Raw genomic sequence first — 21,976 nt, forward strand, 5'->3', positions numbered from 1 at the left:
TTAGAAAATTTCCATTAATTTATCAAGCTCATCCAGCGTCAAATCGTCGTCACCAAGGTCACTCGGGGTCAGTTCCGTACCATCTTGAGATAGGCAATGTTCAATGATTCTGAGTAGATGCGCTTTAAAGCTGTCGCTGAATGACTTTATCGTTTTTTCATGAAATTCAAGAGAATGATAGGCCAGTGACATCGTCAGTTTTCCGTTTTCGATATATCCGACAACATCCAGCGCGTTCGGTTTTTCTGTTTCAGGGCTTAATGACTGTCCTGATGGCAGCTCTGATCTCGTGAACAAGCCTGCATCCGACATGTCATCGAACTGTCCTAAATAGTTAAAGCTGACATCCGGCTGAATCGAGAACGCCACATCTTCTTTATGTTCCGGTGCCGTCAGATAGCGCAGAATGCCGTATCCGACTCCCTTATTCGGCACATGTCTGATATCTTCTTTCATTTGCTTCAGCTGGTAGCCCAGGTCATCCGCATGCTTCATATCAAGCACCATCGGGTACATACTTGTAAACCAGCCGACTGTGCGGGAAATGGTCAGGTCTTCTATGATTTCTTCACGTCCATGCCCCTCTAAATGAACACTTACTTGATCTTGGCCTGTCCACTCCCTCATCGCCAATCCGAATGCCGTCAGCAAAATATCATTCATTTCTGTGTGATATGCCTCATGCACCTTTGTGGTGAGCTGTTCTGTCTCTTCAGCAGTCAGCGAGAATTCAATTGTCTTTGTATGTTTCATTCGCTGATCACCAGATTCGCGGTCTTTCGGAAGCTTTGCAACGACTGCTTGTTCTTCAAGCTGTCTCCAATACTCTTTTTCTTTCAAAAAGGCTTTGGAGTTCGCGAAGTCTTGCAATCTCTCTGCATACTCTGCAAATGAATGTGTTTTCTGCGGGAGAACCGGTTCATTGCCTTGCTCAAGCTGTGTATATACCGCGGCGAAATCCTCCAGTAAAATCCGCCACGACACGCCGTCAACCACTAAGTGGTGAATGGCAAGAAGCAAGTGATCCCCGTCTTCCGCTTGGAACAATCCCGCTTGGAACAATCCGCCTTCCTGCAAGTCGATGCTGCTTTGCAAACGCTCCGCTTCTCTCTCTATACGGTCTTCGTGATCTTTCGCTTGTCCCTCAATCTGGATAACCTCCAATTGAGCGGAAGAGGCTTCAAGTCCTCTGTTGTATTGAACGACATCTTCCTGTCCCTCACGGTAAACCATACGGAGCGCGTCATGATGCTCGATCAGCGCCTGCAATGTTTTCTCCACCCGTTCAGGATCAAAGCCCTTCTTGGCGTGAAGCATCACCGATTGGTTCCAGTGGTGTTGGTTCGTGAAGTTCTTTTCAAAGAACCAGCGCTGGATCGGCGTCAGGATGACTTCGCCCTCCACCGGGCCTTGGTCTGCCTGTTTGCCTTCGGCACGCTCTACGTATTGGGTCAGCTCCTCGATCGTCGGGTGCTGGAAGAGATCTTTCATTTCCAGCTTCCAGCCGTGCTGGTTCAAGCGGCTCGCCATCTGAATTCCTTTGATGGAATCTCCGCCAAGCGAGAAGAAATTATCGGTGACACCGACTTCAGCCATTCCAAGCACGTCCTGCCAGATGCCGGCAAGCAGCTCTTCCATGTCGGTCGTCGGCGCTTTGTATTCTCCGCTTCCCGCTTCGATGTCCGGCTCAGGCAAGGCTTTGCGGTCGACTTTGCCGTTTGCCGTAACCGGAAGCTCGCTCAGCGTCACCCAGAACGCCGGGATCATGTAATCAGGCAGGGTTTCCTTCAGTGCTGATTTCAGTGCTTCTATGTCAGCTGATTCAGGTGTGACATACGCCGCGATCGCTGTATTGCCGCCTTTATCTTTGACAGCTGTCACTGCCGCATCCTGTACGTCAGAATGCTGTGCGAGCTGGACTTCGATTTCTGAAAGCTCGATTCGGTAGCCGCGGACCTTGACCTGCTGGTCGATCCGGCCAATGTATTCGATGCCGCCGTTCACCCACTTCACCAAATCGCCGGTGCGGTACATGCGTTCACCCGGCACAAACGGATCAGCGACAAACCGCTTCGCGGTTTCGTCTTCTCGATTCAGATAGCCGCGTGCCAGTCCGCGTCCCGCCACACAAAGCTCTCCGGCTACGCCTTCCGGCTGCACCTGATTGCCCTCACCAAAAATGTACACTCTCGTATTGGCGATTGCCTGTCCGATGGAAAGCGAGCCTTCCTCCGGATGGATTTCTGTGCTTGTGGCAACGACCGTATTTTCTGTCGGCCCGTAGTTGTTGACGAGCTTGTACGGCTTTTTCACGGCACGCTTCAGCTTGTCTCCTCCAGTCAAGAGGACACGGAGTGATGTGTTCTCAAGCTCCATGAACTGTTCCGCCAGCTGTGTCGGCAGGAACGTGATCGTCACGCCGTTCGTTTCGAAATAATCGTTTAGGCGGACAATATCGAGGCGGATCGCTTCATCAATAACGTGAAGCTCGGCGCCGATCGTCCAAGTCGGGAACATCTCCCAAATGGAAGCGTCAAACCCAAAGCCCGCGTACTTCGCACTGCGGTCCTCCGATGTCATGCCAAACGCGTCTTGGTGCCAGAAGCACAGGTTCACAAGCGCATGGTGCTCGACCATGACACCCTTCGGCTGTCCGGTCGTCCCAGACGTGTAAATCATGTACGCCAAGTTCTCAGCTGTTACAGCGGTTTCTGGATTTTCCTCGTCGTTTTCATCAAGCGGCAGACTTAGAATCGTGCGGCTTCCGTCGAGAAGAATGACATCTCCCGTATAGCTGTCCGGCACTGAAATGCCCTCTTGCTTCAAGAGAAGCTTCGCGCCGCTGTCCTGTAAAATATACTCAATCCGCTGATCCGGGTAGTCAGGATCAATCGGCACAAATGCCGCTCCCGCCTTTAAGACGCCAAGCACCGCGGCCGACATTTCAAGCGACGGCTTCGTGAGAACGCCGACGCGGTCATCCGGGCTGATGCCGCAGTCGATCAGAATCCGCGCGAGACGGTTTGCCTTCGCATTCAGCTCGCCGTACGTCCAAGATCGGCCGTTGTATGTGACAGCCGGGCGGTCTTTGTGGCGCTGGACAGTCTCTTCGAATAGCTGATGAACCGTTTTGTCTGTCGGCACAGGCAGCCCTATGCCTTTCCACGCCTCGAGAAGCGCTTGTTTTTCTGTTTCAGTGACGAGTGACAGGCTGGAAAGCGGCTGGTTCGGGTTGCCGGTAACAGCATCTAAAAGCTGCATCCAGTATTGCTTCCATCGTTCAATCGTTTCCTGCTTAAACAGAGCTGTATTGTATTCGAGTACGAATGTAAGCCCTCCGTCGGTTTCGTCAGCTGTCAGTGTGAGATCAAACTTGGCTGTTTTCCGTTCAAACGGATGTGGCTCAAGCTGAATCCCTTTCATTGTTAAATCCTTTATATTCGCATTTTGCATTGAAAAAACTGCATCGAATAACGGATTTCTGCTTGTGTCACGCTGAACCTGAACATTTCCGATCAAGTCCTCAAGCGGGTAATCCTGCGCATCAAAAGCGCTGAGTGCCGTTTCTTTCACTTCATTAAGATAGTCAGCAAAGGTCTTTTCACCCTTCGGATACGTGCGCAGCGCCAATGTATTGACGAACATTCCGATAACGCGGCTGACGTCCGCTTGAGATCGTCCGGCCACAGGTGAACCGACGATGATATCGTCTTGTCCGCTCAATTTTGATAAAAACGCACTGTATGAAGCCAGCAGCACCATGTAAAGCGTGGAATCCGTTTCTTTTGCAAGCCTGCGCAGAGCATCAGCTTTGCCTGCTTCTAATGAAAATGCAATGCGGTCTCCCTCAAATGTTTGAACGGCAGGCCGGCTGTAGTCAGTCGGAAGCGTCAGTACCGGCAGCGCTCCATCCAGCTCCTTCAGCCAATGTTCCTCTTGCTTCTTGTAAAGCTCAGACTGAATGAACTGTTGCTGCCACACGGCATAATCCTTATATTGAATACGGAGCGGCTCAAGGGTTTCTCCGTCGTACAGCTTTGAAAGCTCCTCAATCAGCACACCGACAGATGCACCATCAGAAATAATATGATGCATATCGAACAGCAGCACATGCTCAGTGTCTGAATGCTTGATAAGCCCTATTCTGAACAGTGGAAGTTGGTCGATTTTGAAAGGCTTAATAAACTCAGAAACGATCCGCTCTGTCTCTTCTTCCGGGGCTTCGAAATAGGCTATCTCGCACTCAGCCTCTTCCCAGATCCGCTGCACCGTTTCTCCATCTTTTATTTCAAACGTGGTTCTCAAGGCTTCATGACGCTGCATTAACTGCTGCATGACGCTGTTAAGCCTTTCAACATCAAGCTCACCTGTCAGGCGCAGAACCGCCGGCATGTTATAGCTCGTTTGCGCGCCTTCAAGCTGCTGAAGGACATACATCCGTTTTTGCGGTGAAGAAACAGGATACGTATCTTGTTTCTTTGCCGGGCTGATGCTGGCGGCTGTCCCTTTTTCAGCAGAAGCAATCACTTGTGCCAAGCCCTCAACCGTCGGTGACTGGAAGAGATTTTTGAGTGACAGCTCAACGCCCAGTTCCTGATGAACCAAGGCAAGCATCTTCATGCCTGCTAATGAGTGTCCGCCAATGTCAAAGAAGTGGTCATAGACGCCGATTCGTTCAGCCTGAAGCACCTGCGCCCAAATGTCTGCGACTTTTTGTTCCGTTTCATTGCGTGGCGCAACATATGAAACACCTCTTGAAACGTTGGCATCAGGAATCGGCAGCGCTCTCCGATCAATTTTTCCGTTCCCAGTCAGCGGCAGCTCGTCCATTTGGATAAACACCGCAGGAACCATATATGCCGGCAAGTCCTTCGCAGCATGCTCTCTCAGCTCCTGTGATGAGATGTCTCCCTCTCCGACATAGTAAGCGCAAAGCAGTTTATCTCCCGCTCCTTGATCAACGGCAAGCACAACACTCTCCTGAACACGATCATGGGTTTGCAGCTGATGTTCGATTTCTCCAAGCTCGATGCGCTGTCCGCGAATCTTCACCTGATGGTCAATTCGCCCGATAAATTCGATGTCGCCATTCGGCAGCCATCTCGCAAGGTCTCCCGTTTTATACATGCGTTCGCCGGATGTAAACGGATGAGGAACAAATTTCTCCTCAGTCAGTTCTGGACGGTTGTAATAGCCTTTCACGAGTCCTTCGCCGCTGACGCAAAGCTCTCCGGCAATCCCGGCAGGCTGCACGTGTCCCGTACGGTCAAGAATGTATACTTCCGTATTGCTAACCGGTTTTCCAATCGGAACAGACAGCGTGTGCTCCTCCAATTCATCAACCGGATGATACGTCGCGAAAACCGTGCTTTCAGACGGCCCATACATGTGAAGGAGCTTGCCCTTTCCAACCGTTTGCAAAGCTTTTCTGACATGCTCAACCGAAGCCCGTTCCCCGCCAAACATAATCTTGCGAAGCGTTGACAAGCATGCCGGATTCAAGTCCACAAGCAAGTGGAACAAAGCGGTTGTAATCATGAGAATGCTGATGTTCTCCCGTTCAATGACGCGGGACAGACGAGCCATGTCCAAAACGGTTTCTTTCGGTATCAGCACCAGCTTGGCTCCGTTTAACAAAGAGCCGAACATATCGAACATAAACGCGTCAAACACGTAATTTGAAAGTCCGAGAATCGTATCCTGTTCTGTAATGCTGAGATAATTCGTTTTCTTCACCGTACGGAGAATATTGGCATGTGTCACGATATTCCCCTTTGGCGTTCCTGTCGTTCCGGAAGTATACGTCAGGTTGGCCATTGCCGCAGAATCAAGAGGCAGTGCGAGATTTCGCGCTTCGTCATGATAGCTTTCTTCCTCATCTGCGAGCACGATAACGCCGCCAAATTCAGCTTCTTCCGCTAAAGCCTTTAATTTCCTCTGTGTGAGAAGCACCTTTGCGCCGCTGTCACGGAAGAAATGCTGCATCCGCTGAATCGGATGTTCCGGATCAATCGGAACATAAGCCGAACCTGATTTTAATACTGCCAAGATCGACACAATCATCTCCATGGACCGCTCACATAAGACAGCCGCAGTTCTGCCTTCGCCAGCTCCAAGAGAAAGAATGCCGCGGGCTAAACGATTGGCCCGTTCATTCAGTTCACGATAAGTGAGTGATTCGCCTTCATATTGAAGCGCAGTGTGGTCTGGCGTATTCGCCGCTTGCTCTTCAAACAGCTGAACAATTGTTTTGTCTTTCGGATAAGGTGTTCTGCCCGGGTTAAACTGCTGAATTTGCAAAGCAGCCTCCTCTTCAGAAAGAAGCTTAAACTCGGAAATCCGCTGTTCCGGCTCAGCCGCAGCATCTTCAAGCAAACGCGCAAAATGCGTAAGCAGCCTGTTTGCCGTGCTTTGTTTAAAGAGCTTCGTGCTGTAATCCAAATCAAGCTCAATGCCTTCATCGGTTTCTCTCGCCTGCACTGTCAAATCAAATTTGGCTATCTTGAAATTGGTCTCATGAACAGACAAGGACAGATCGCCGACAGCCGGAATGCCCTCTGTCGCGTTTTGAAGGCTGAACATCGTGTCAAACAGCGGATGCCTGCTTACATCACGCGGGATGTTCAAATCTTCAACAAGCCACTCAAACGGATAATCCTGATGGGAAAAGGCATCCAGCACGCGTTTGCGGACACGCGAGATCAATTGGGTAAACGTCTCATCCTGCTTGACCTCACTGCGAATCGCAAGCGTATTGACGAACATCCCGACAATGCCCTCTGTATCGGAATGGTTTCTGCCGGCTGACGGCGTCCCGACAATGATGTCATCCTGTCCCGTATACTTTGACAAAAGCGTATAGTAAGCGGAAAGCATCACCATATACAAAGTGGCGCCGTTTTGTTCAGCCAAACGATTGAGGCGATCCTTTACCCCCGCATCCAGCTTGATTGACACCCGATCCCCTTCAAAGCTTTGAACAGGCGGTCTCGGATAATCGGACAGAAGCTGAAGCACCGGGAGCTCGCCTGCAAAGACTTCCTTCCAATAAGCTCGGTCCTTCTTGTACCCTTCAGCAGCCTGCCTGCTTTGCCATACGGCGTAGTCCTTATACTGGAGACGAAGCTCAGGAAGCTGTTCGCCTTTATAAATGCGTGCTAATTCCTCCAATATAATGCCAATGGATACACCGTCAGAAATCAAGTGGTGCATGTCAAACAGCAGCATATGACGGTTCTCTTCAAGCTTCAGCAGACCGATTCTGAACAGCGGAGCTTTCGCCAAATCAAATTTCCGAACGAATGAAGCCATAATTGCCTCATCTGAGCGGCCGCCTCTTTCAATCATCTCAATGTTGAATTCAACGCTGTCGTAAATGTTCTGTCTCGGCGTGCTGTTTTCAAGAACAAATGACGTTCTCAAAGACTCGTGGCGTCGGATTAACCCCTGAAATGCGCGCTCCAGTTTTTGAATATCTAAAGGCCCTTCCAGAATTGCTGCCGCCGGCATGTTGTAGCCGACTCCCGCATCCTCGAACTGGCTGACGATATATGTTCGCTGCTGTGCCAGAGAAAGCGGATAATGCTCCTGTTTTTCAGCAGGTTCAATCACAGAAAATGCCCGGCTTTCTCTGTGATCTGCTTCCTGTGCAAGAGCCGCAATCGTCGGATGCTCAAACAAATATTGAAGCGGAATCTCGACGCCTGTTTCCTTATGAATCTTCGTTAAAAGGGTCATGGCCTTCAATGAATGTCCGCCCGTTTCAAAGAAATTGTCAAAGATCCCCGCCTTCTCAACGTTCAGCACATCCTGCCAAATGGCTGCGATTGCTTTTTCAGTCTCATTTCGCGGCGCTGTATAGGCCGTACCGCTGACAGCCTTCACCTCTAGCGCAAACAGCTTGCGGCGATCGACTTTGCCGCTTGGCGTAAGCGGAATTTCTGTCACGTCTGTAAAGTAAGCCGGCACCATATAGTCAGGAAGCTGTCTGGCCGCCTGCTCCCGCAGGCTGGCAGGTGCAAATTCGCTTCCAGGCTTCTGCACAACATATGCGCAAACCTCAAGATTTCCCTGTTCGTCAGGCCGTGCCAAAACAACGGCTTTTGCAACGTCGGGCGCCTGCTGAATCACAGCTTCAATTTCCCCAAGCTCAATCCGGTATCCGCGGACTTTGACCTGGTCATCCTCTCTGCCTAAATATTCGATTGTTCCATCTGGAAGCCAGCGCACCACATCCCCGGTTCGGTACATGCGCTCGCCCGGCACGAACGGATCTTGTAAAAACTTCTCATCCGTCAATTCAGGCAAATGCAAATAGCCTCGGCCTACACCGTCTCCCGCGATATAAAGCTCGCCAGCCACGCCTTCAGGCTGCAGCCGGCCTTTTTGATCCAAAATATATAAGCGGTTATTTCCCAGCGCTTTCCCGATTGGCACATACGCTGATTGAACGGCACTCTCCGGTATAACCGGATGAACAGAGGCGTCAACACACGTTTCAGTCGGCCCGTACACATTGGTCAAACGCGGTGCCGCGCCTGTTTCTTTAAACAGCTTCATCAGCTTATCCGCAACGACAGAGGATAGGCCTTCTCCGCCAATCAGCATATGCTTCAGCTTAAGTCCGCCAAGATCGCCCGCCGCTATCAGCATTTGCAGATGGGCAGGTGTACCATCCGTCGCCTCAATGCTATTTCTCCGATAATACGCAGCAAGGGCGGCCCCGTTCGTCACTGTTTTCTTCGGTACGATATATAGGGTTTGTCCCAAAAGAAGCGACGCGAAAATCTGCTTCACTGACGCATCAAAGTGGAAAGGCGCAAGCAATGCCATCCGCAGGGTTTGGCAGCCGCTTTGATAAATCGTCTGCTGCAGAGATTCAACCAAGTGATGAACCTGGCGATGCTCGATCATAACGCCTTTCGGATGTCCGGTTGTTCCCGATGTGTAAATAATGTAAGCAAGATTCCGCGCGTTTACATCAGCCTCCGGCATGTCGTCTGCGCCTTCCGCAATCGCCTGATCAAAATCAATCAATTCAGCATCGGACGCAGGAGCTTCAATCTGCGATTCAGTCAGGATGAAGTCCGCCCCGCAATCCTCCAAAATATATTGAATCCGCTCAGCAGGAAAACCGGGATCAATCGGCACATAGGCTCCGCCGGCATTTAAAATCCCCATGATAGATGTAATCATCCGTTCAGAGCGTTCAATCAGTACGGCGACAGGACTATCCGGGCCAACCCCTTTTTGTTTCAGCACATTGGCAATGCGTGCAGATTGCTCATGTAACGCTCGATAAGACAATGTGCGATCTTCAAATACAACTGCTGGGTGATCTAAAAGCAGCTCAGCCTTTTCTTGGAACAGCTCTGGGATCGTCATGTCCTTACGGTAGTTCACAGATTTACCGCCGGCCATCGCAAGCAGCTTCTCTTTCTCCCCTTCAGAAATCAGTGTTAATTCATCAATTGTATGTTCTGGATGCGTTAACGCGTTCTCCAGCATGGTCATCATGCGCTCACAAATCATGTTGATTTCTTCACGTGAAAATAAATCAGTTCGGTAATCAAAATCTATGGTGAGTTTCCCAGTATCCCATCGATCCTTTACATGAATCGAGACATCATTTAATCCGCTGCCGCTGAAAATCGGCTCTGTCAAAAAGGCAAGATCCTCTTCTTTCTGCCACTGCATCACTTGATATTCAAGAGAAACTGTAAACAGCCTGGTCAGAGAGCTCTTTGTTTCACGCAAATCGTTGATCAGGAGATTATACGGATACTTTTGGTGGCGAAGTGTCTTCATGAGATCCTTCATCCGATCTTTGACAAATTCTAAAAACGCTTGCCCGCCGTTAATGTTTGTCCGAAGCGGAACCGTAGAAACAAACATGCCTAGCATTTGCTTCTCTTTCGCATTCGTCCGGTTGCCCATAAAGGTTCCCGTCACAACATCATTCTGGCCGCTGACCCTGTACAAATAGGCGGCAAGCAACGATTGAAACACCGAAAGAACACTGACTTTGTTTGCCTCACAAAACGATAGAATCTGTTGATGAAGCGCTTCAGGCACATCTTTAGAGTACCTCTTAGCATCCAAACTCCCTCCTGCGGAAGCATTCCGTTTCAGGGAAACAAGTTCAGGCACCGATTCAAATTGCTTGTTCCAAAACGCCTTGTCCTTTTCAAACCGCTTCGATTGAGCATAGTCCTGTTCAGATAAAACATGATCGATAAATGAATGCGAGATTCCTTCTTTTGTCTCTGAGCCGCTGGCTAATTCTAAATAAATGTGCATGATCGCATTCCCGAGAATATTCATGGAGATGCCATCAGAAATTACGTGATGAACATTTGCGTAAAACCACACTTCATTTTCCTTTATAGTGAACAAGGAAAAACGGAACAAATCACAATCGTACAGCGGCAAAGGTTTTTTCGTTTCCTCCCGGCTCCATTGTGAAATAGACTCTGTCGCATTCGGATCTCCAGTAGTGTCAGTATGTTTTATATCAACAGGCCGATACTCGCTAATATATTGAACAGGCTCCCCATTTTCATTGAGCCGCAGCCGAAGGCGCATGGACTCATTTCTGCGAATAAACTCTTGAATCGCCTGCCCAACAAGCACATAATCAATCGCATCAGCTGAAACCAGCTTACCAATCCCCGCAAGGTTTGAAATACTCGTGTGAGGATAAAATTTTTCTGTATACCAAATTCGTTTTTGTGCATCCGTTAAAGGATAAAAAGTTATTTCCATATTGTCATACCTCCCCTAGTCTTCATAAGCAGTGAACATGTGCAGCGCATTTTCTCTTTTTTATCCATACCAGCTTTTAATTCTTATGAACTAACAACCGAAATAGCCCAAAGTACTACACTTAAAAAGCAGTGCTTCCAATCTACCGCTATTAAAACAGGCTGCCGTCAGTCAGCATTGCGGGGTTTAACACAAGCGAATAAAGACGCAAGACCCCCCACCCTAATAGGAAACAATTTTGGCTATTTATTCATTGTTTTCAATATTTTTTATCTTGCTACCGTTCACTTTAAATGAAAAAAATGTTTTTATCACCGAAAAATGGGTGAAAAGTTTCATGCGGGATGCCGAAAGATTCCAGTTTATTTACAGGGATATTTTTGCGGGATGCCGCAATTATTTCCACTAAACATTATTTACAGAAAAATAAAAATTTTTAAAACAAACTTCTGCGTTCAATCTTATTTATTGTTGACTGCGATTTACAGTCTTTACATGATATATGTTTACCGCGCAAAAACCGAAAAACAGGCAAAAAAAAGACACCCTTGCGAAGAGCGCCTTACAACGATTCTTTCATGACATTTTTGTCGATATCAAACAATTCCATATAACCTTTCCCCCACTCATACATGGCATCAAGAATAGGCATGAGGCTCTCTCCTTGGGAGGTCAGAGAATATTCAACCCTCGGCGGGACAACCGGATACACTTCCCTGTGAACAATCATATCCTGCTCAAGCTCTCTCAGCTGATTCGCGAGGATCTTCTGCGTAATATCAGGAATCAATGTTTTTAATTCATTGAACCGTTTTGTGCCTTCTTTTCCTAAATGCCACAAAATGAGCATTTTCCACTTACCGCCAATCACTGCAAGCGTTAATTCCTTCTCACAATTAAACCTTTTTCCGTCCATCCGGCTCAAAAGAAATCCCCCCTCAGTAACCTTTTTATATGTTAGATACGTATCGTCACTTACTTACTTTTTTGCAGACTCTTTTTTCATTATACTCACTCATAATACTAAGAGAAAGAAATCTGATTGCCGCTCCACACAGTATCCTCCAAGTAACTTGTTGACTTCAAAGTGCCTACTTCTCATCAAAAGAAGGAACCTATAGAATGAAAAATAATTCGAAAAAGGGAGTGGATCAACAATGGAATTACAGCTTGCATTAGACCTCGTCAACATCCCCGAAGCCATTGAGCTTGTCAAAGAAGTGGAACAATATATCGATGTGGTTGAAATCGGAACACCGGTCGTCATTAATGAAGGCCTAAAAGCCGTTAAAGAAATAAAAGACACATTTCCGCAATTGAAAGTTCTTGCAGACCTGAAAATCATGGATGCCGGGGGCTACGAAATCATGAAAGCGTCGGAAGCGGGCGCTGACATCATCACCGTTTTAGGGGCTACAGACGATGCAACGATTAAAGGCGCAGTAGAAGAAGCCAAAAAACAAAAGAAGAAAATCCTAGTGGACATGATTAACGTGAAAGACATCGAATCCCGCACGAAAGAAATCGACGCACTCGGTGTTGACTACATCTGCGTCCACACTGGTTATGATCTTCAAGCAGAGGGCAAAAACTCTTTCGAAGAATTAACGACAATCAAAAATACCGTAAAAAACGCAAAAACCGCAATCGCGGGCGGCATCAAACTTGATACACTGCCAGAAGTAATCAAACAAAAGCCTGACCTTGTCATTGTTGGGGGCGGAATTACAAGCGCGGCAGACAAAGCCGAAACAGCTTCAAAAATGAAACAGCTGATTGCCCAAGGATAAATCAGATGAAAACGACTGAATACGTAACGGAAATTCTCAATGAGTTACACCGTTCAGCAGCTTATATTTCTGATGAAGAAGCTGACCAGCTTGCCGATCACATTCTTTCGTCTAATCAAATTTTTACTGCGGGTGCGGGGCGGTCTGGCCTGATGGCAAAATCCTTCGCGATGAGATTGATGCACATGGGCTTCAACGCCCATATAGTCGGTGAAATTCTCACTCCGCCGCTCGCCGAAGGTGATCTAGTTATTATCGGCTCAGGCTCAGGCGAGACAAAGAGCTTGATTCATACCGCAGCAAAAGCGAAAAGCTTACACGGAAATGTTGCAGCTTTAACCATCAATCCGCAATCAAGTATCGGAAAACAAGCAGACCTGATCATTAGAATGCCTGGTTCTCCTAAAGACCAGTCAAACGGAAGCTATAAAACCATCCAGCCAATGGGATCATTATTTGAACAAACGTTGCTGCTATTCTACGACGCAGTAATTTTAAAACTCATGGAGAAAAAAGAACTCGATTCTGAAACCATGTTCACCCACCACGCGAACCTTGAATAGCCTTACACAACCGGCCTGAAGATCAGGCCGGTTTTATTTTTTCTAAAATAAAACTTTAAGCCTGAAAATCCGATAAGTAATATGACCTACGAATTGCAAAAGGAGGAATTATGTTGATAAAACGACTTAAGTTGAAGCTAGGAACTAAAATTCTTTTCCTGGTTTTTGTGGTGATTCTTTTATTTTCCGCATCAGTCGGCACGGTGATGCTTAAGGAAATTACAGAAAACATGAAACAAATGGCAACTGAAAAAGCGAAAGGGGATCTCGCTTTAAGCAATGCTTATATTGATGATGTCATTTCAGGGGACTGGCAGGTGAAAAACAATAAGCTCTATAAAGGGCAAACACAAATCAATGGAAATGAAGATATCGTTGATCTGCTTGGCGAAAAAACGGGTGATACCATTACCATTTTCCAAGGCGATACTCGTGTTGCAACCAATGTCATGAAGAATGGAGAAAGAGCTGTTGGCACCCAGGCTTCTTCTGAAGTTACTGACACTGTATTAAAGAACGGAAAACGGTTCTACGGACAAGCAGATGTTGCAGGCTCCTCTTATCAGACGGCATACATGCCGTTAAAAGATCAAAACGGGAACATCATCGGCATGCTTTATACCGGAGCCAATCAAAGCATATTAGCATCACTTACACATTCGCTTTTCACTCAATTCGCTATCGTTCTTGTTATCGTCATTATGGTATCAGTCATCCTTGTCCTGGTTTTCACCAGAAAAATCAACAAGCGGCTGAACGCTTTAAAAAGCGCGTTTGAAAGTGCCGGAAACGGAGACATGACAATAGAGGTGTCAGATAAAACCGGTGACGAGCTCTCAGAACTAAGCGCCTATTATAACAAGATGAGAATGAAGCTGAACGATACCATCCAAACTGTACAACAATCAGCCCTTCAGCTTGCGTCAGCCTCTCAGCAGCTCTCAGCCGGAGCAGAGGAAACAAATCAAGCTTCAGAAAAAATCACAGAAGCTGTACAGCAGATTGCAAATGGAGCCCAAGATCAGATCACCCGAATTGAAAATAGTGAAAGCTCATTAAAACAAGCTTCAGCAGACATCCGGGATATTTCTGCAAATACTGCCGCTATCGCTGACAAAGGGCAGCTCGCTCAATCAAAAGCAGACATTGGACAAAAGGAAATTGCAAATGTACAGGCTCAAATGGACGCGATTCACAATTCAATTCAGAAAAGCGGAGAAATCATACACCAGCTAGACGGCCGCTCTAAACAAATTGAGCAAATTTTATCGGTCATCACCCAAATTGCCGACCAGACAAACCTGCTTGCGCTGAATGCAGCGATCGAAGCTGCCAGAGCCGGTGAACATGGAAAAGGCTTTGCTGTTGTTGCCGATGAGGTACGCAAATTAGCGGAAGAGTCTCAACAGTCTGCGGGACAGATTTCAAAACTGATCAAAGAAATACAAAATGACATGAACCAATCTGCAAGATCTGTTGAGCATGTGAAAACAGAAGCTGCAGAAGGAGTCACCATGATCCAGCGCACCAGAGATGCATTTAAGGAAATTGCAGCTGCAACAGGTGAAATCAGCGCCGAGATTAGTGATTTATCAGCATCTGTAACAAACATTTCAGCCAGTGCACATCAAATAAATGATTCCTTTGCAGCCAATACGGCCGACATTAAAGAATCTACTCAAAATACCCGGCAAGCGGCTGCATTAACAGAGGAGCAATTTGCTGCAATGGAGGAGATTACCGCAGCTTCTGAAACGCTGTCTCAATTAGCTGAGGAGCTTACCGGTATCATAAGCCAATTTAAAATGATTAATCAAGCTGAAAACGGCTGATGACTTACTATCATTATTGTAAATTGGCATTCGTATTTTGCTGAAAACTAATATTTCGACCTGCTAAAATTACGATTTCTGCAATAAACTGAGCAGAAAACCTAAAATTTAAACCTTTACACCACATGCTTTCTGGATTACTCTTGTGTCAGTTTTAAAAGCGGGAGGTGAACATCACGACGGACATCATAAAAACGATACTTCTCGTCATCGTCATCATAGCAGCTGCAGCTGTCGGCCTGATAAAAGGAGACTTTTTCTCAGCTGATCAAAAAACGTCTCAAACGAAAGAATATGACGAAACGATCGCCCTCCCTTCTGACCGTTATCCCGAAACGGCCAAGCATATTAAGGATGCGATAAATGAGGGGCACTCAGAGGTGTGCACGATCGACAGAGACGGAGCTGAGGAACGCCGCGAGCAATCATTAAAGGACGTACCTTCCAAAACGGGGTATGACAGAGATGAATGGCCAATGGCCATGTGCAAAGAAGGCGGTGAGGGAGCTTCTGTAGAATACATTTCTCCCGCTGACAATCGCGGAGCAGGCTCTTGGGTCGGGCATCAGCTTACCGATTATCCAGACGGCACAAAGGTTTTATTCACAATTCAGTAAACAGTACATAGAGGAGGAACAGCACATTGATCAAATCATGGAAGCCGCAAGAACTTTCGATTTCATATCATCAATTTACTGTATTTCAAAAGGATTCTGCACCTCCTGTAATGGATTGGACTGACGAAGCGATTGAAAAAGGTTATACTGCGGCAGACGGGGCCATTTCCTTTGAGGCGCAGCGAAATACAAAGGCCTTTATTCTTTTGCGCCTGAACAGTTCAGAAACAGTAAACGCCTACGAGAAAAAAGTGACTGTTCCTTTTCATCTCACAGAAAACGGAATTCAAATTGAAAGCATCATGTCTAAAAGACTGTCCTTTGATCTCCCCAAAGGAGACTATCAATTGACATGCTGGACTGTGCCGGCTGAAATGTCAGATTTGCACGCTGACACTTATATTATTGATGCTGTTTCTGTGTAATGAAAAACCCCTGAGAGAATAACTCTCAGGGACTCTTTATAAACTTTCTCCGTTCGTCTTGATGACATCTTTATACCAATAAAAGCTTTTTTTCTTCAAGCGTTTTAAATCGTATGTGCTTTCTTCATCACGATTGACGTATACAAATCCGTATCTTTTTTGGTAGCCGTTCAGCCAGCTTAACAGATCAGTAAACGACCAGCTGCAATAGCCGATTAAATCGACACCGTCACTGATGGCTTGTCTGCATTGCTCAAGATGCGAACGCAAATAATCAATTCGATAATCATCCTGTACAGTGCCGTCCTCAACTTTATCAAATTCCCCTAAACCGTTCTCTGTTATAAACACTGGAAGCTGATAGCGGCTTGTAATTCGGCGAAGGCCGATACGCAGCCCAATTGGGTCAATTGTCCAATCCCAGTTGCTCGTTGTCAGGTGAGGATTTTTTTTCGTTTTGAACACTCCCGGTATCCCCGTCTCCTGATTGGTTCCCTTTTGGCCTGTCGTATTCATTTTCCCTTCCGACACACCATCAAGCGGATTTCGTTCGTAGGTGATCGTCTGATAATAATTGACACCTACAAAATCAGGCTTCCCTTTGGCAAGGAGCTCCATATCTCCCGCTTCGATAGTCGGCGCCCATCCCTGTTTTTCCAAGTAACGGAAAGGGATTTGCGGGTAGGTTCCCCAGCAATACATGTCAAGCCACCAATTGTTCATAAATTCTTCTGCGTTTTCAAATGCCAGGATATCCTCTGGATGGCTTGATAAAGGATAAGCCGGAGAATAAGCAAAGCTTGGACCGATTTTGCCTTCAGGCACATAATCTCTAAAGGATTCAATGGCTTTTGCATTAGCCAGAAATGCAATATGGTTTGCTTCATAAAATCGTTTTCTGTCTTTCACTCCAGGCGGATGCATGGCTGTAATAAAGCCGTGATTAAAATTGTAGTTCTGTTCGTTTAACGTAACCCAATATTTCACCCTGTCTCCAAAACGTTTATAAAGAGTAATACAGTAATGATTAAAATCCTCTATGATTTTTCTTGACTCAAACCCGCCGTACTCGTCCATAAGCGCTTGAGGCAAATCCCAGTGATATAAAGTCAAAACCGGCTCGATGTGATGAGAAAGCAATTCATCAATCAGGTTGTCGTAAAACGCTAGACCTGCTTCATTGATCTCCCCTCTTCCTTTTGGAAAAATCCGCGGCCAGCTGACGGAAAATCGATACGCTTTTAATCCCATCTCAGCCATCAGGGCGACATCTTCTTTATATCGGTGATAATGGTCAACCGCAATGTCTCCATTGGTTCCTTTAAACGTTTTGCCCGGTATTTTCGTAAATACATCCCAAACAGAAGGGCCTTTGCCATCTTCATTCCAAGCGCCTTCAATCTGGTACGCTGCAGAAGCAGAGCCCCACAAAAAATGTTTCGGAAAAGATTCTGGATGCTGGTGAATCATAGTGTTTATCACTCCTGAATGATTTGATAAATCTATCATAGGTTATGAAACGCGTTTCAGATCAACTCGATCTTAGTCGCGGAACAGTTCAGCTAATATTTTTTCTCTTTGTCCAAGAAAATATCGTGTTAATTGAACATGTTCTGTATTCTCATATTCAATATGATGTATTCTTCCATCATCAAAGCTTAAAATATTAGCATTGGGATAGCCCAGCAGGATAGGGGAATGAGTCGCAATGATCATTTGTACCTTTCCGCCCTTCACCAAATCATGTATAACTCTCAAAAAAGCTAGCTGCCTAGCTGGAGAAAGTGCTGCTTCTGGCTCATCTAAAAGATAAATCGCTTTCTCTTTAAAACGATGACGGAATAGAGACATAAAGGACTCTCCATGTGATTGTTTGTGTAGCGGTCTCCCTCCATAGGAACGGTAGGGCTGAGGAGCATCTAATTCCATTTCATCCAGATGAAGAGAAAGATGATAAAACGCTTCAGCTCTTAAGAAGAAGCCATTTGTTACCTTTGGAAGCCAAGATAAACGTATGTAATCTCCTAAATGGGAATCTGACTCCTGTAATTCATAGACATTATTTCGGCTTCCACCCGCTGTATTGAATTCACACTTATCTGCTATCGCTTCAAGCAAAGTAGATTTTCCAGACCCATTTTCCCCCACAAAAAAAGTCACTTGGCTAGTAAATAAGATGTCATTTAATTGACTTATAGCCGGGATAGTAAAAGGAAATCTGTCAAAGTCCAAAATCTTATCTCGAAGAAGAGTAACCTTTTTTAAAAACATAGCATCTCCTTTCTATACTCAGTTAAATAATATATTGAGAAAGATCTTCTGCATCCATAAAAACATAGCCCATCCTAGTATTCCAACACATAATGCAAACCAAAACGGCACATGAATTTTCAGCAAAAAAGCCAAAATAGCTAGTAAACAAACTGTAGCTGGGATTCCTGTAAGCACACCAGATGCAAATTGACTTAATTGAGCTGTTTTTTCACCTTGTAACTGCATCCAAAAAAGGCTTAATAAACTGACCAAGGGCAAAGCGGCAATGATCCCTCCATAGGTCGGATGTCTTTTTGATATTTCAGTAACAAAACCGATAATCAACGCAGAGATGATTACTTTACTTAAAACTGCCATTGTTTAGCTTTCCTACTCAATAGTTCAAATGCCTGTTCAACTAATTCCTTTTCTGATGTGCTCATTCGTTCAATTATTTCTTTCAATTTCTCTTTATCTAGCTGTGTATGCTGTTCAAGAACAGCTCTTCCTTCTTGCGTTAAGAAAACGAAAACTTTTCGTTCATCCTGCTGACTTCGCCGTTTAGCTATAAATCCCTTTTGAATCAAACGTTTAATATGCTCAGACGCTGTATTGTGTGAGACAGACAAGTATTCAGCCAAAGCTCCTATTGTTGCCTCACCTTGCTTTTCGATATGTTGCATGATTCGTATTGCCTGGTGAGAAATATTATCCTTATGTTGATAATGTAATAAATAATAAATTTCTGTCCACTGCTGATTAAGTTTTGCTATGAAGTCCGTTTCCATCTTTATACACCTCATTTATATCTTATCATAAGATATAATCAATTTAAACGATGTATTTTTCAGAAAATTCATTTTGCAACTTTTAACAATAAAAAAGCACCCAATTCCCATTGGATGCTTACCGTCTTAATGTCTTTTTTCAAATTTATGCGGATGGGGATGGGGCTTTGGAACAAAGCCGTTTTGTTTCATCATTTCAAAGTGTTTGTCCATGTGATTTTTGATATATTCTCCTCTTTCTTTAGGCAGTACGCCGTATTGTACATACTTTGAGATCACGTCTTTGCGTTTTTTTAGAATCTCTGCTTCCATTCTTTCAATCTCTTTCTTTTGCTGATCTGTCAGTGTGACATTTGCGGGAGGCTGCTGCTGTTTTTCAGCGGCTTCAGCTATACCGGTCAGAGAAATGACAGCCGCGGCAATGAACATTGTGATCACGTTGATGGTTATTCGTTTCATCCAGTTTATTCCTCCAATCCTATTTTTCATATGTTTTGCTGCATTGTATTTTTTATGCATAAATATAAAAAGAACGAATATTATTCGCTCTTTCTAATCTCTTCGTCAGTATAAAGTTCTTCTTCACCAGGTGACGCGTACGTGACATACGTTCCCGCGATTAAATCATGCAGGGTTCGTTTGTCTTCTCGTACGGCAATCAGAATCAGGCTGGCGATCAAGCCAAGTCCGAAGGTTATACCGTAAACAAGGCCGCCAACAATAACTCGTAAAAACATTGTTAACAGGCTGACTTGTGATCCGTCTTTTTTTACGATTCTGATTCCGCAGATTCTTTTTCCAATAAGGTAGCCTCGCCAAAACACCGGCAGCAGCATAGAGTACAGCAGAACAACCAAACTGATGAACATGCTGTCGTTCGGGTCTTTTCCTGTAATCAGCCAATAGATCAGCAAAAGAGGTACCGAGACTATAATGTAATCTAACAATGCAGCTCCAAGTCTGATCCAAAATCCGGCTGGTCTGTAAATATTCATTTGACTCCCCCATTATGGTTTACATGTTTCCATTTTCTTTCTCATCGAATATATCATATGCCTTAGGGGCAGCAGCAAGACTTAATTTATTCTGAAGATCGCTTTCATGCCTCTTGACCATTTCTTACGGTATTGCTCTCTGCTGCACCTTCACTTCACATGCTCCTATCCTTGACACGTCTGGCATTCATCCTTGGACAACTCCTTTTTTCATCACCTCTTCCCTTCATAGCCGCTTTTAAACACCCACCCATGCCTTTTGTATACACAATTCGAACTTTTTGAAAACGTCATCAACATATTGCAACCCCTTATGTTCAATGCTATCTTTTTAGTTGATTAACAGATTGGGGGAAAAATAGGTGAAATCATTCAAGCAATCCAAAGCCGTTATATTCAGTTTCACAATGGCTTTCTTTCTTATATTGGCAGCTTGTTCCGGCAAAAATGAAGCCGATTCCAAGGATACAGGCTGGGAGCAGATTAAGGATAAAGGGAAAATCGTAGTCGCTACATCAGGTACGCTCTATCCTACTTCTTATCACGATACCGACTCTGGCTCCGATAAGCTGACGGGCTACGAAGTTGAAGTCGTTCGCGAAGCGGCAAAACGATTGGGATTGAAGGTTGAGTTCAAGGAGATGGGCATTGACGGGATGCTGACAGCGGTGAACAGCGGACAGGTTGACGCAGCCGCGAATGACATCGATGTGACGAAGGACCGCGAGAAGAAGTTCGCATTTTCTACTCCATATAAATATTCATACGGCACGGCAATCGTCCGTAAAGACGATTTATCAGGGATTAAAACGCTTAAGGATTTGAAAGGGAAGAAAGCGGCTGGCGCTGCTACCACCGTCTACATGGATGTCGCGAGAAAATACGGCGCCAAAGAAGTGATTTATGATAATGCGACGAATGAGCAATATTTAAAAGATGTCGCCAACGGACGCACTGATGTCATTTTAAACGACTATTACCTGCAGACACTCGCGCTCGCAGCATTCCCGGATCTCAACATTACGATCCATCCTGACATCAAGTACATGCCGAACAAACAGGCGCTTGTCATGAAAAAAAGCAATGCGGCACTTCAGAAAAAGATGAACGAAACATTGAAGGAAATGAGCAAGGATGGCACTTTGACAAAGCTGTCGAAGCAATTCTTCAATAAAGCAGATGTATCAAAGAAACTGAATGTCGACGTTCAGGACGTTGATTTGTAATCGGACGCCATGATCAATAGCATTCAGTGGGAATATATTTTCAACACGAAGCTGGCCATTGAATCGTTTCCTTATGTCATAAAAGGCATTGGGTATACACTGCTCATCTCTTTTGTAAGCATGTTTGCGGGAACTGTGATCGGCCTGTTCATATCACTCGCCAGAATGTCTAAGCTTGCTTTGTTAAGATGGCCGGCGAAGCTCTATATCTCATTTATGCGGGGCGTTCCGATTTTGGTGATTTTGTTTATCCTTTATTTTGGGTTTCCATACATCGGCATTGAATTTTCTGCTGTCACGGCTGCTTTAATCGGCTTTAGCCTTAACAGTGCCGCCTACATTGCGGAAATTAACCGTTCAGCCATTTCATCCGTTGATAAAGGACAATGGGAAGCGGCATCCTCGCTGGGCCTTTCCTATTGGCAGACGATGAGGGGCATCATTTTGCCGCAATCGATACGTATTGCGTTGCCTCCGCTTGCCAATGTATTGCTCGACTTAATCAAAGCGTCATCTCTCGCTGCAATGATTACAGTGCCGGAATTGCTCCAGCATGCGAAAATCATCGGAGGCAGAGAGTTTGATTACATGACCATGTATATTCTGACCGCTCTCATTTATTGGGCCATCTGCTCAATTGCCGCAACCTTTCAGAATATCCTTGAGAAAAAATACGCTCATTATGTTTAAACAAACGTTTCATTAAAAAAGCCGCTCCCCCAG

15 protein-coding genes and 1 pseudogene are annotated in these 21,976 nt (G+C 45.6%); 7 read left to right on the forward strand and 9 right to left on the reverse strand.

Translation table 11 applies throughout. The features are described 5' to 3' along the window. The gene (gene srfAA / locus ACQXR1_RS14225; RefSeq protein WP_430772352.1) at positions 1-10,764 is read right to left on the reverse strand and encodes a surfactin non-ribosomal peptide synthetase SrfAA; all 10,764 of its coding nucleotides are present in this window, start codon (positions 10,762-10,764) and stop codon (positions 1-3) included. A 562-nt stretch (positions 10,765-11,326) separates the two neighbouring features. Next, positions 11,327-11,689, reverse strand: a complete 363-nt coding sequence (gene hxlR / locus ACQXR1_RS14230; protein WP_014662740.1) for a transcriptional activator HxlR — start codon at positions 11,687-11,689, stop codon at positions 11,327-11,329. Between the two features lie 232 nt (positions 11,690-11,921). On the opposite strand from hxlR, the gene hxlA reads away from it, so the two are divergent. From hxlA to nin, 5 genes are all read left to right on the forward strand, one after another. After that, positions 11,922-12,554, forward strand: coding sequence for a 3-hexulose-6-phosphate synthase (hxlA, locus tag ACQXR1_RS14235; protein WP_306289188.1), 633 nt, complete (start codon positions 11,922-11,924; stop codon positions 12,552-12,554). A gap of 5 nt (positions 12,555-12,559) precedes the next feature. Then, a complete protein-coding gene (hxlB, locus tag ACQXR1_RS14240; protein ID WP_014662738.1) occupies positions 12,560-13,117 on the forward strand; it encodes a 6-phospho-3-hexuloisomerase in 558 nt (185 codons plus the stop codon). A 110-nt stretch (positions 13,118-13,227) separates the two neighbouring features. Continuing rightward, positions 13,228-14,949, forward strand: coding sequence for a methyl-accepting chemotaxis protein TlpC (gene tlpC / locus ACQXR1_RS14245; RefSeq protein ID WP_430772353.1), 1,722 nt, complete (start codon positions 13,228-13,230; stop codon positions 14,947-14,949). A gap of 167 nt (positions 14,950-15,116) precedes the next feature. Next, positions 15,117-15,566: a DNA-entry nuclease gene (nucA, locus tag ACQXR1_RS14250; RefSeq protein ID WP_430772354.1), complete on the forward strand. Its 450-nt coding sequence runs from the start codon at positions 15,117-15,119 to the stop codon at positions 15,564-15,566. Between the two features lie 26 nt (positions 15,567-15,592). Beyond that, the gene (nin, locus tag ACQXR1_RS14255; protein WP_095431236.1) at positions 15,593-15,991 is read left to right on the forward strand and encodes a DNA-entry nuclease inhibitor; all 399 of its coding nucleotides are present in this window, start codon (positions 15,593-15,595) and stop codon (positions 15,989-15,991) included. Positions 15,992-16,027: 36 nt separating this feature from the next. On the opposite strand, the gene bglC is transcribed toward nin, so the two are convergent. The 7 genes and pseudogenes from bglC to ACQXR1_RS14290 all read right to left on the reverse strand — a co-directional run bounded on the left by bglC (position 16,028) and on the right by ACQXR1_RS14290 (position 20,228). Next, entirely contained in the window at positions 16,028-17,461 is a 1,434-nt protein-coding gene (gene bglC, locus ACQXR1_RS14260; protein ID WP_430772355.1) for a 6-phospho-beta-glucosidase, read from the reverse strand. A 72-nt stretch (positions 17,462-17,533) separates the two neighbouring features. After that, positions 17,534-18,262 (reverse strand): AAA family ATPase, encoded by a 729-nt coding sequence (locus tag ACQXR1_RS14265; protein WP_014662733.1) that lies wholly within the window; start codon positions 18,260-18,262, stop codon positions 17,534-17,536. An 18-nt stretch (positions 18,263-18,280) separates the two neighbouring features. Next, positions 18,281-18,622, reverse strand: a complete 342-nt coding sequence (locus ACQXR1_RS14270; protein WP_014662732.1) for a DUF3147 family protein — start codon at positions 18,620-18,622, stop codon at positions 18,281-18,283. Further along, complete coding sequence (locus ACQXR1_RS14275) at positions 18,610-19,032, reverse strand: MarR family winged helix-turn-helix transcriptional regulator (RefSeq protein ID WP_041521243.1); 423 nt, start codon at positions 19,030-19,032, stop codon at positions 18,610-18,612. The genes ACQXR1_RS14270 and ACQXR1_RS14275 overlap by 13 nt, the downstream gene beginning before the upstream one ends. Positions 19,033-19,158: 126 nt before the next feature. Then, entirely contained in the window at positions 19,159-19,491 is a 333-nt protein-coding gene (locus ACQXR1_RS14280; protein ID WP_430772356.1) for a YckD family protein, read from the reverse strand. An 80-nt stretch (positions 19,492-19,571) separates the two neighbouring features. Beyond that, the gene (locus ACQXR1_RS14285) at positions 19,572-20,027 is read right to left on the reverse strand and encodes an RDD family protein (protein ID WP_014662729.1); all 456 of its coding nucleotides are present in this window, start codon (positions 20,025-20,027) and stop codon (positions 19,572-19,574) included. A gap of 19 nt (positions 20,028-20,046) precedes the next feature. Further along, a pseudogene (locus ACQXR1_RS14290) lies at positions 20,047-20,228 on the reverse strand (hypothetical protein). A gap of 161 nt (positions 20,229-20,389) precedes the next feature. Here ACQXR1_RS14290 and ACQXR1_RS14295 point away from each other — a divergent pair. Together ACQXR1_RS14295 and ACQXR1_RS14300 are read left to right on the forward strand one after the other, a co-directional pair. Further along, positions 20,390-21,253 carry a transporter substrate-binding domain-containing protein gene (locus ACQXR1_RS14295; protein WP_040084210.1) on the forward strand — a complete coding sequence of 288 codons (864 nt, stop codon included), beginning with the start codon at positions 20,390-20,392 and terminating at the stop codon, positions 21,251-21,253. 9 nt (positions 21,254-21,262) lie between these two features. Further along, positions 21,263-21,943 (forward strand): amino acid ABC transporter permease, encoded by a 681-nt coding sequence (locus ACQXR1_RS14300; protein WP_014662727.1) that lies wholly within the window; start codon positions 21,263-21,265, stop codon positions 21,941-21,943. Positions 21,944-21,976: the final 33 nt, after the last annotated feature.

This window comes from Bacillus sp. ATD (genome assembly GCF_050585765.1).
In the GTDB taxonomy this organism is placed as follows: Bacteria; Bacillota; Bacilli; order Bacillales; family Bacillaceae; genus Bacillus; species Bacillus stercoris.

What these genes read in the sequence shown, in the direction of transcription:
- ACQXR1_RS14265 (WP_014662733.1), bottom strand. Translation starts at nt 18,262, where the DNA reads ATGTTTTTAAAAAAGGTTACTCTTCTTCGAGATAAGATTTTGGACTTT.
- srfAA (WP_430772352.1), bottom strand. Translation starts at nt 10,764, where the DNA reads ATGGAAATAACTTTTTATCCTTTAACGGATGCACAAAAACGAATTTGG.
- ACQXR1_RS14300 (WP_014662727.1), top strand. Translation starts at nt 21,263, where the DNA reads ATGATCAATAGCATTCAGTGGGAATATATTTTCAACACGAAGCTGGCC.
- ACQXR1_RS14285 (WP_014662729.1), bottom strand. Translation starts at nt 20,027, where the DNA reads ATGAATATTTACAGACCAGCCGGATTTTGGATCAGACTTGGAGCTGCA.
- ACQXR1_RS14280 (WP_430772356.1), bottom strand. Translation starts at nt 19,491, where the DNA reads ATGAAACGAATAACCATCAACGTGATCACAATGTTCATTGCCGCGGCT.
- ACQXR1_RS14275 (WP_041521243.1), bottom strand. Translation starts at nt 19,032, where the DNA reads ATGGAAACGGACTTCATAGCAAAACTTAATCAGCAGTGGACAGAAATT.
- tlpC (WP_430772353.1), top strand. Translation starts at nt 13,228, where the DNA reads ATGTTGATAAAACGACTTAAGTTGAAGCTAGGAACTAAAATTCTTTTC.
- hxlB (WP_014662738.1), top strand. Translation starts at nt 12,560, where the DNA reads ATGAAAACGACTGAATACGTAACGGAAATTCTCAATGAGTTACACCGT.
- bglC (WP_430772355.1), bottom strand. Translation starts at nt 17,461, where the DNA reads ATGATTCACCAGCATCCAGAATCTTTTCCGAAACATTTTTTGTGGGGC.
- ACQXR1_RS14270 (WP_014662732.1), bottom strand. Translation starts at nt 18,622, where the DNA reads ATGGCAGTTTTAAGTAAAGTAATCATCTCTGCGTTGATTATCGGTTTT.
- hxlA (WP_306289188.1), top strand. Translation starts at nt 11,922, where the DNA reads ATGGAATTACAGCTTGCATTAGACCTCGTCAACATCCCCGAAGCCATT.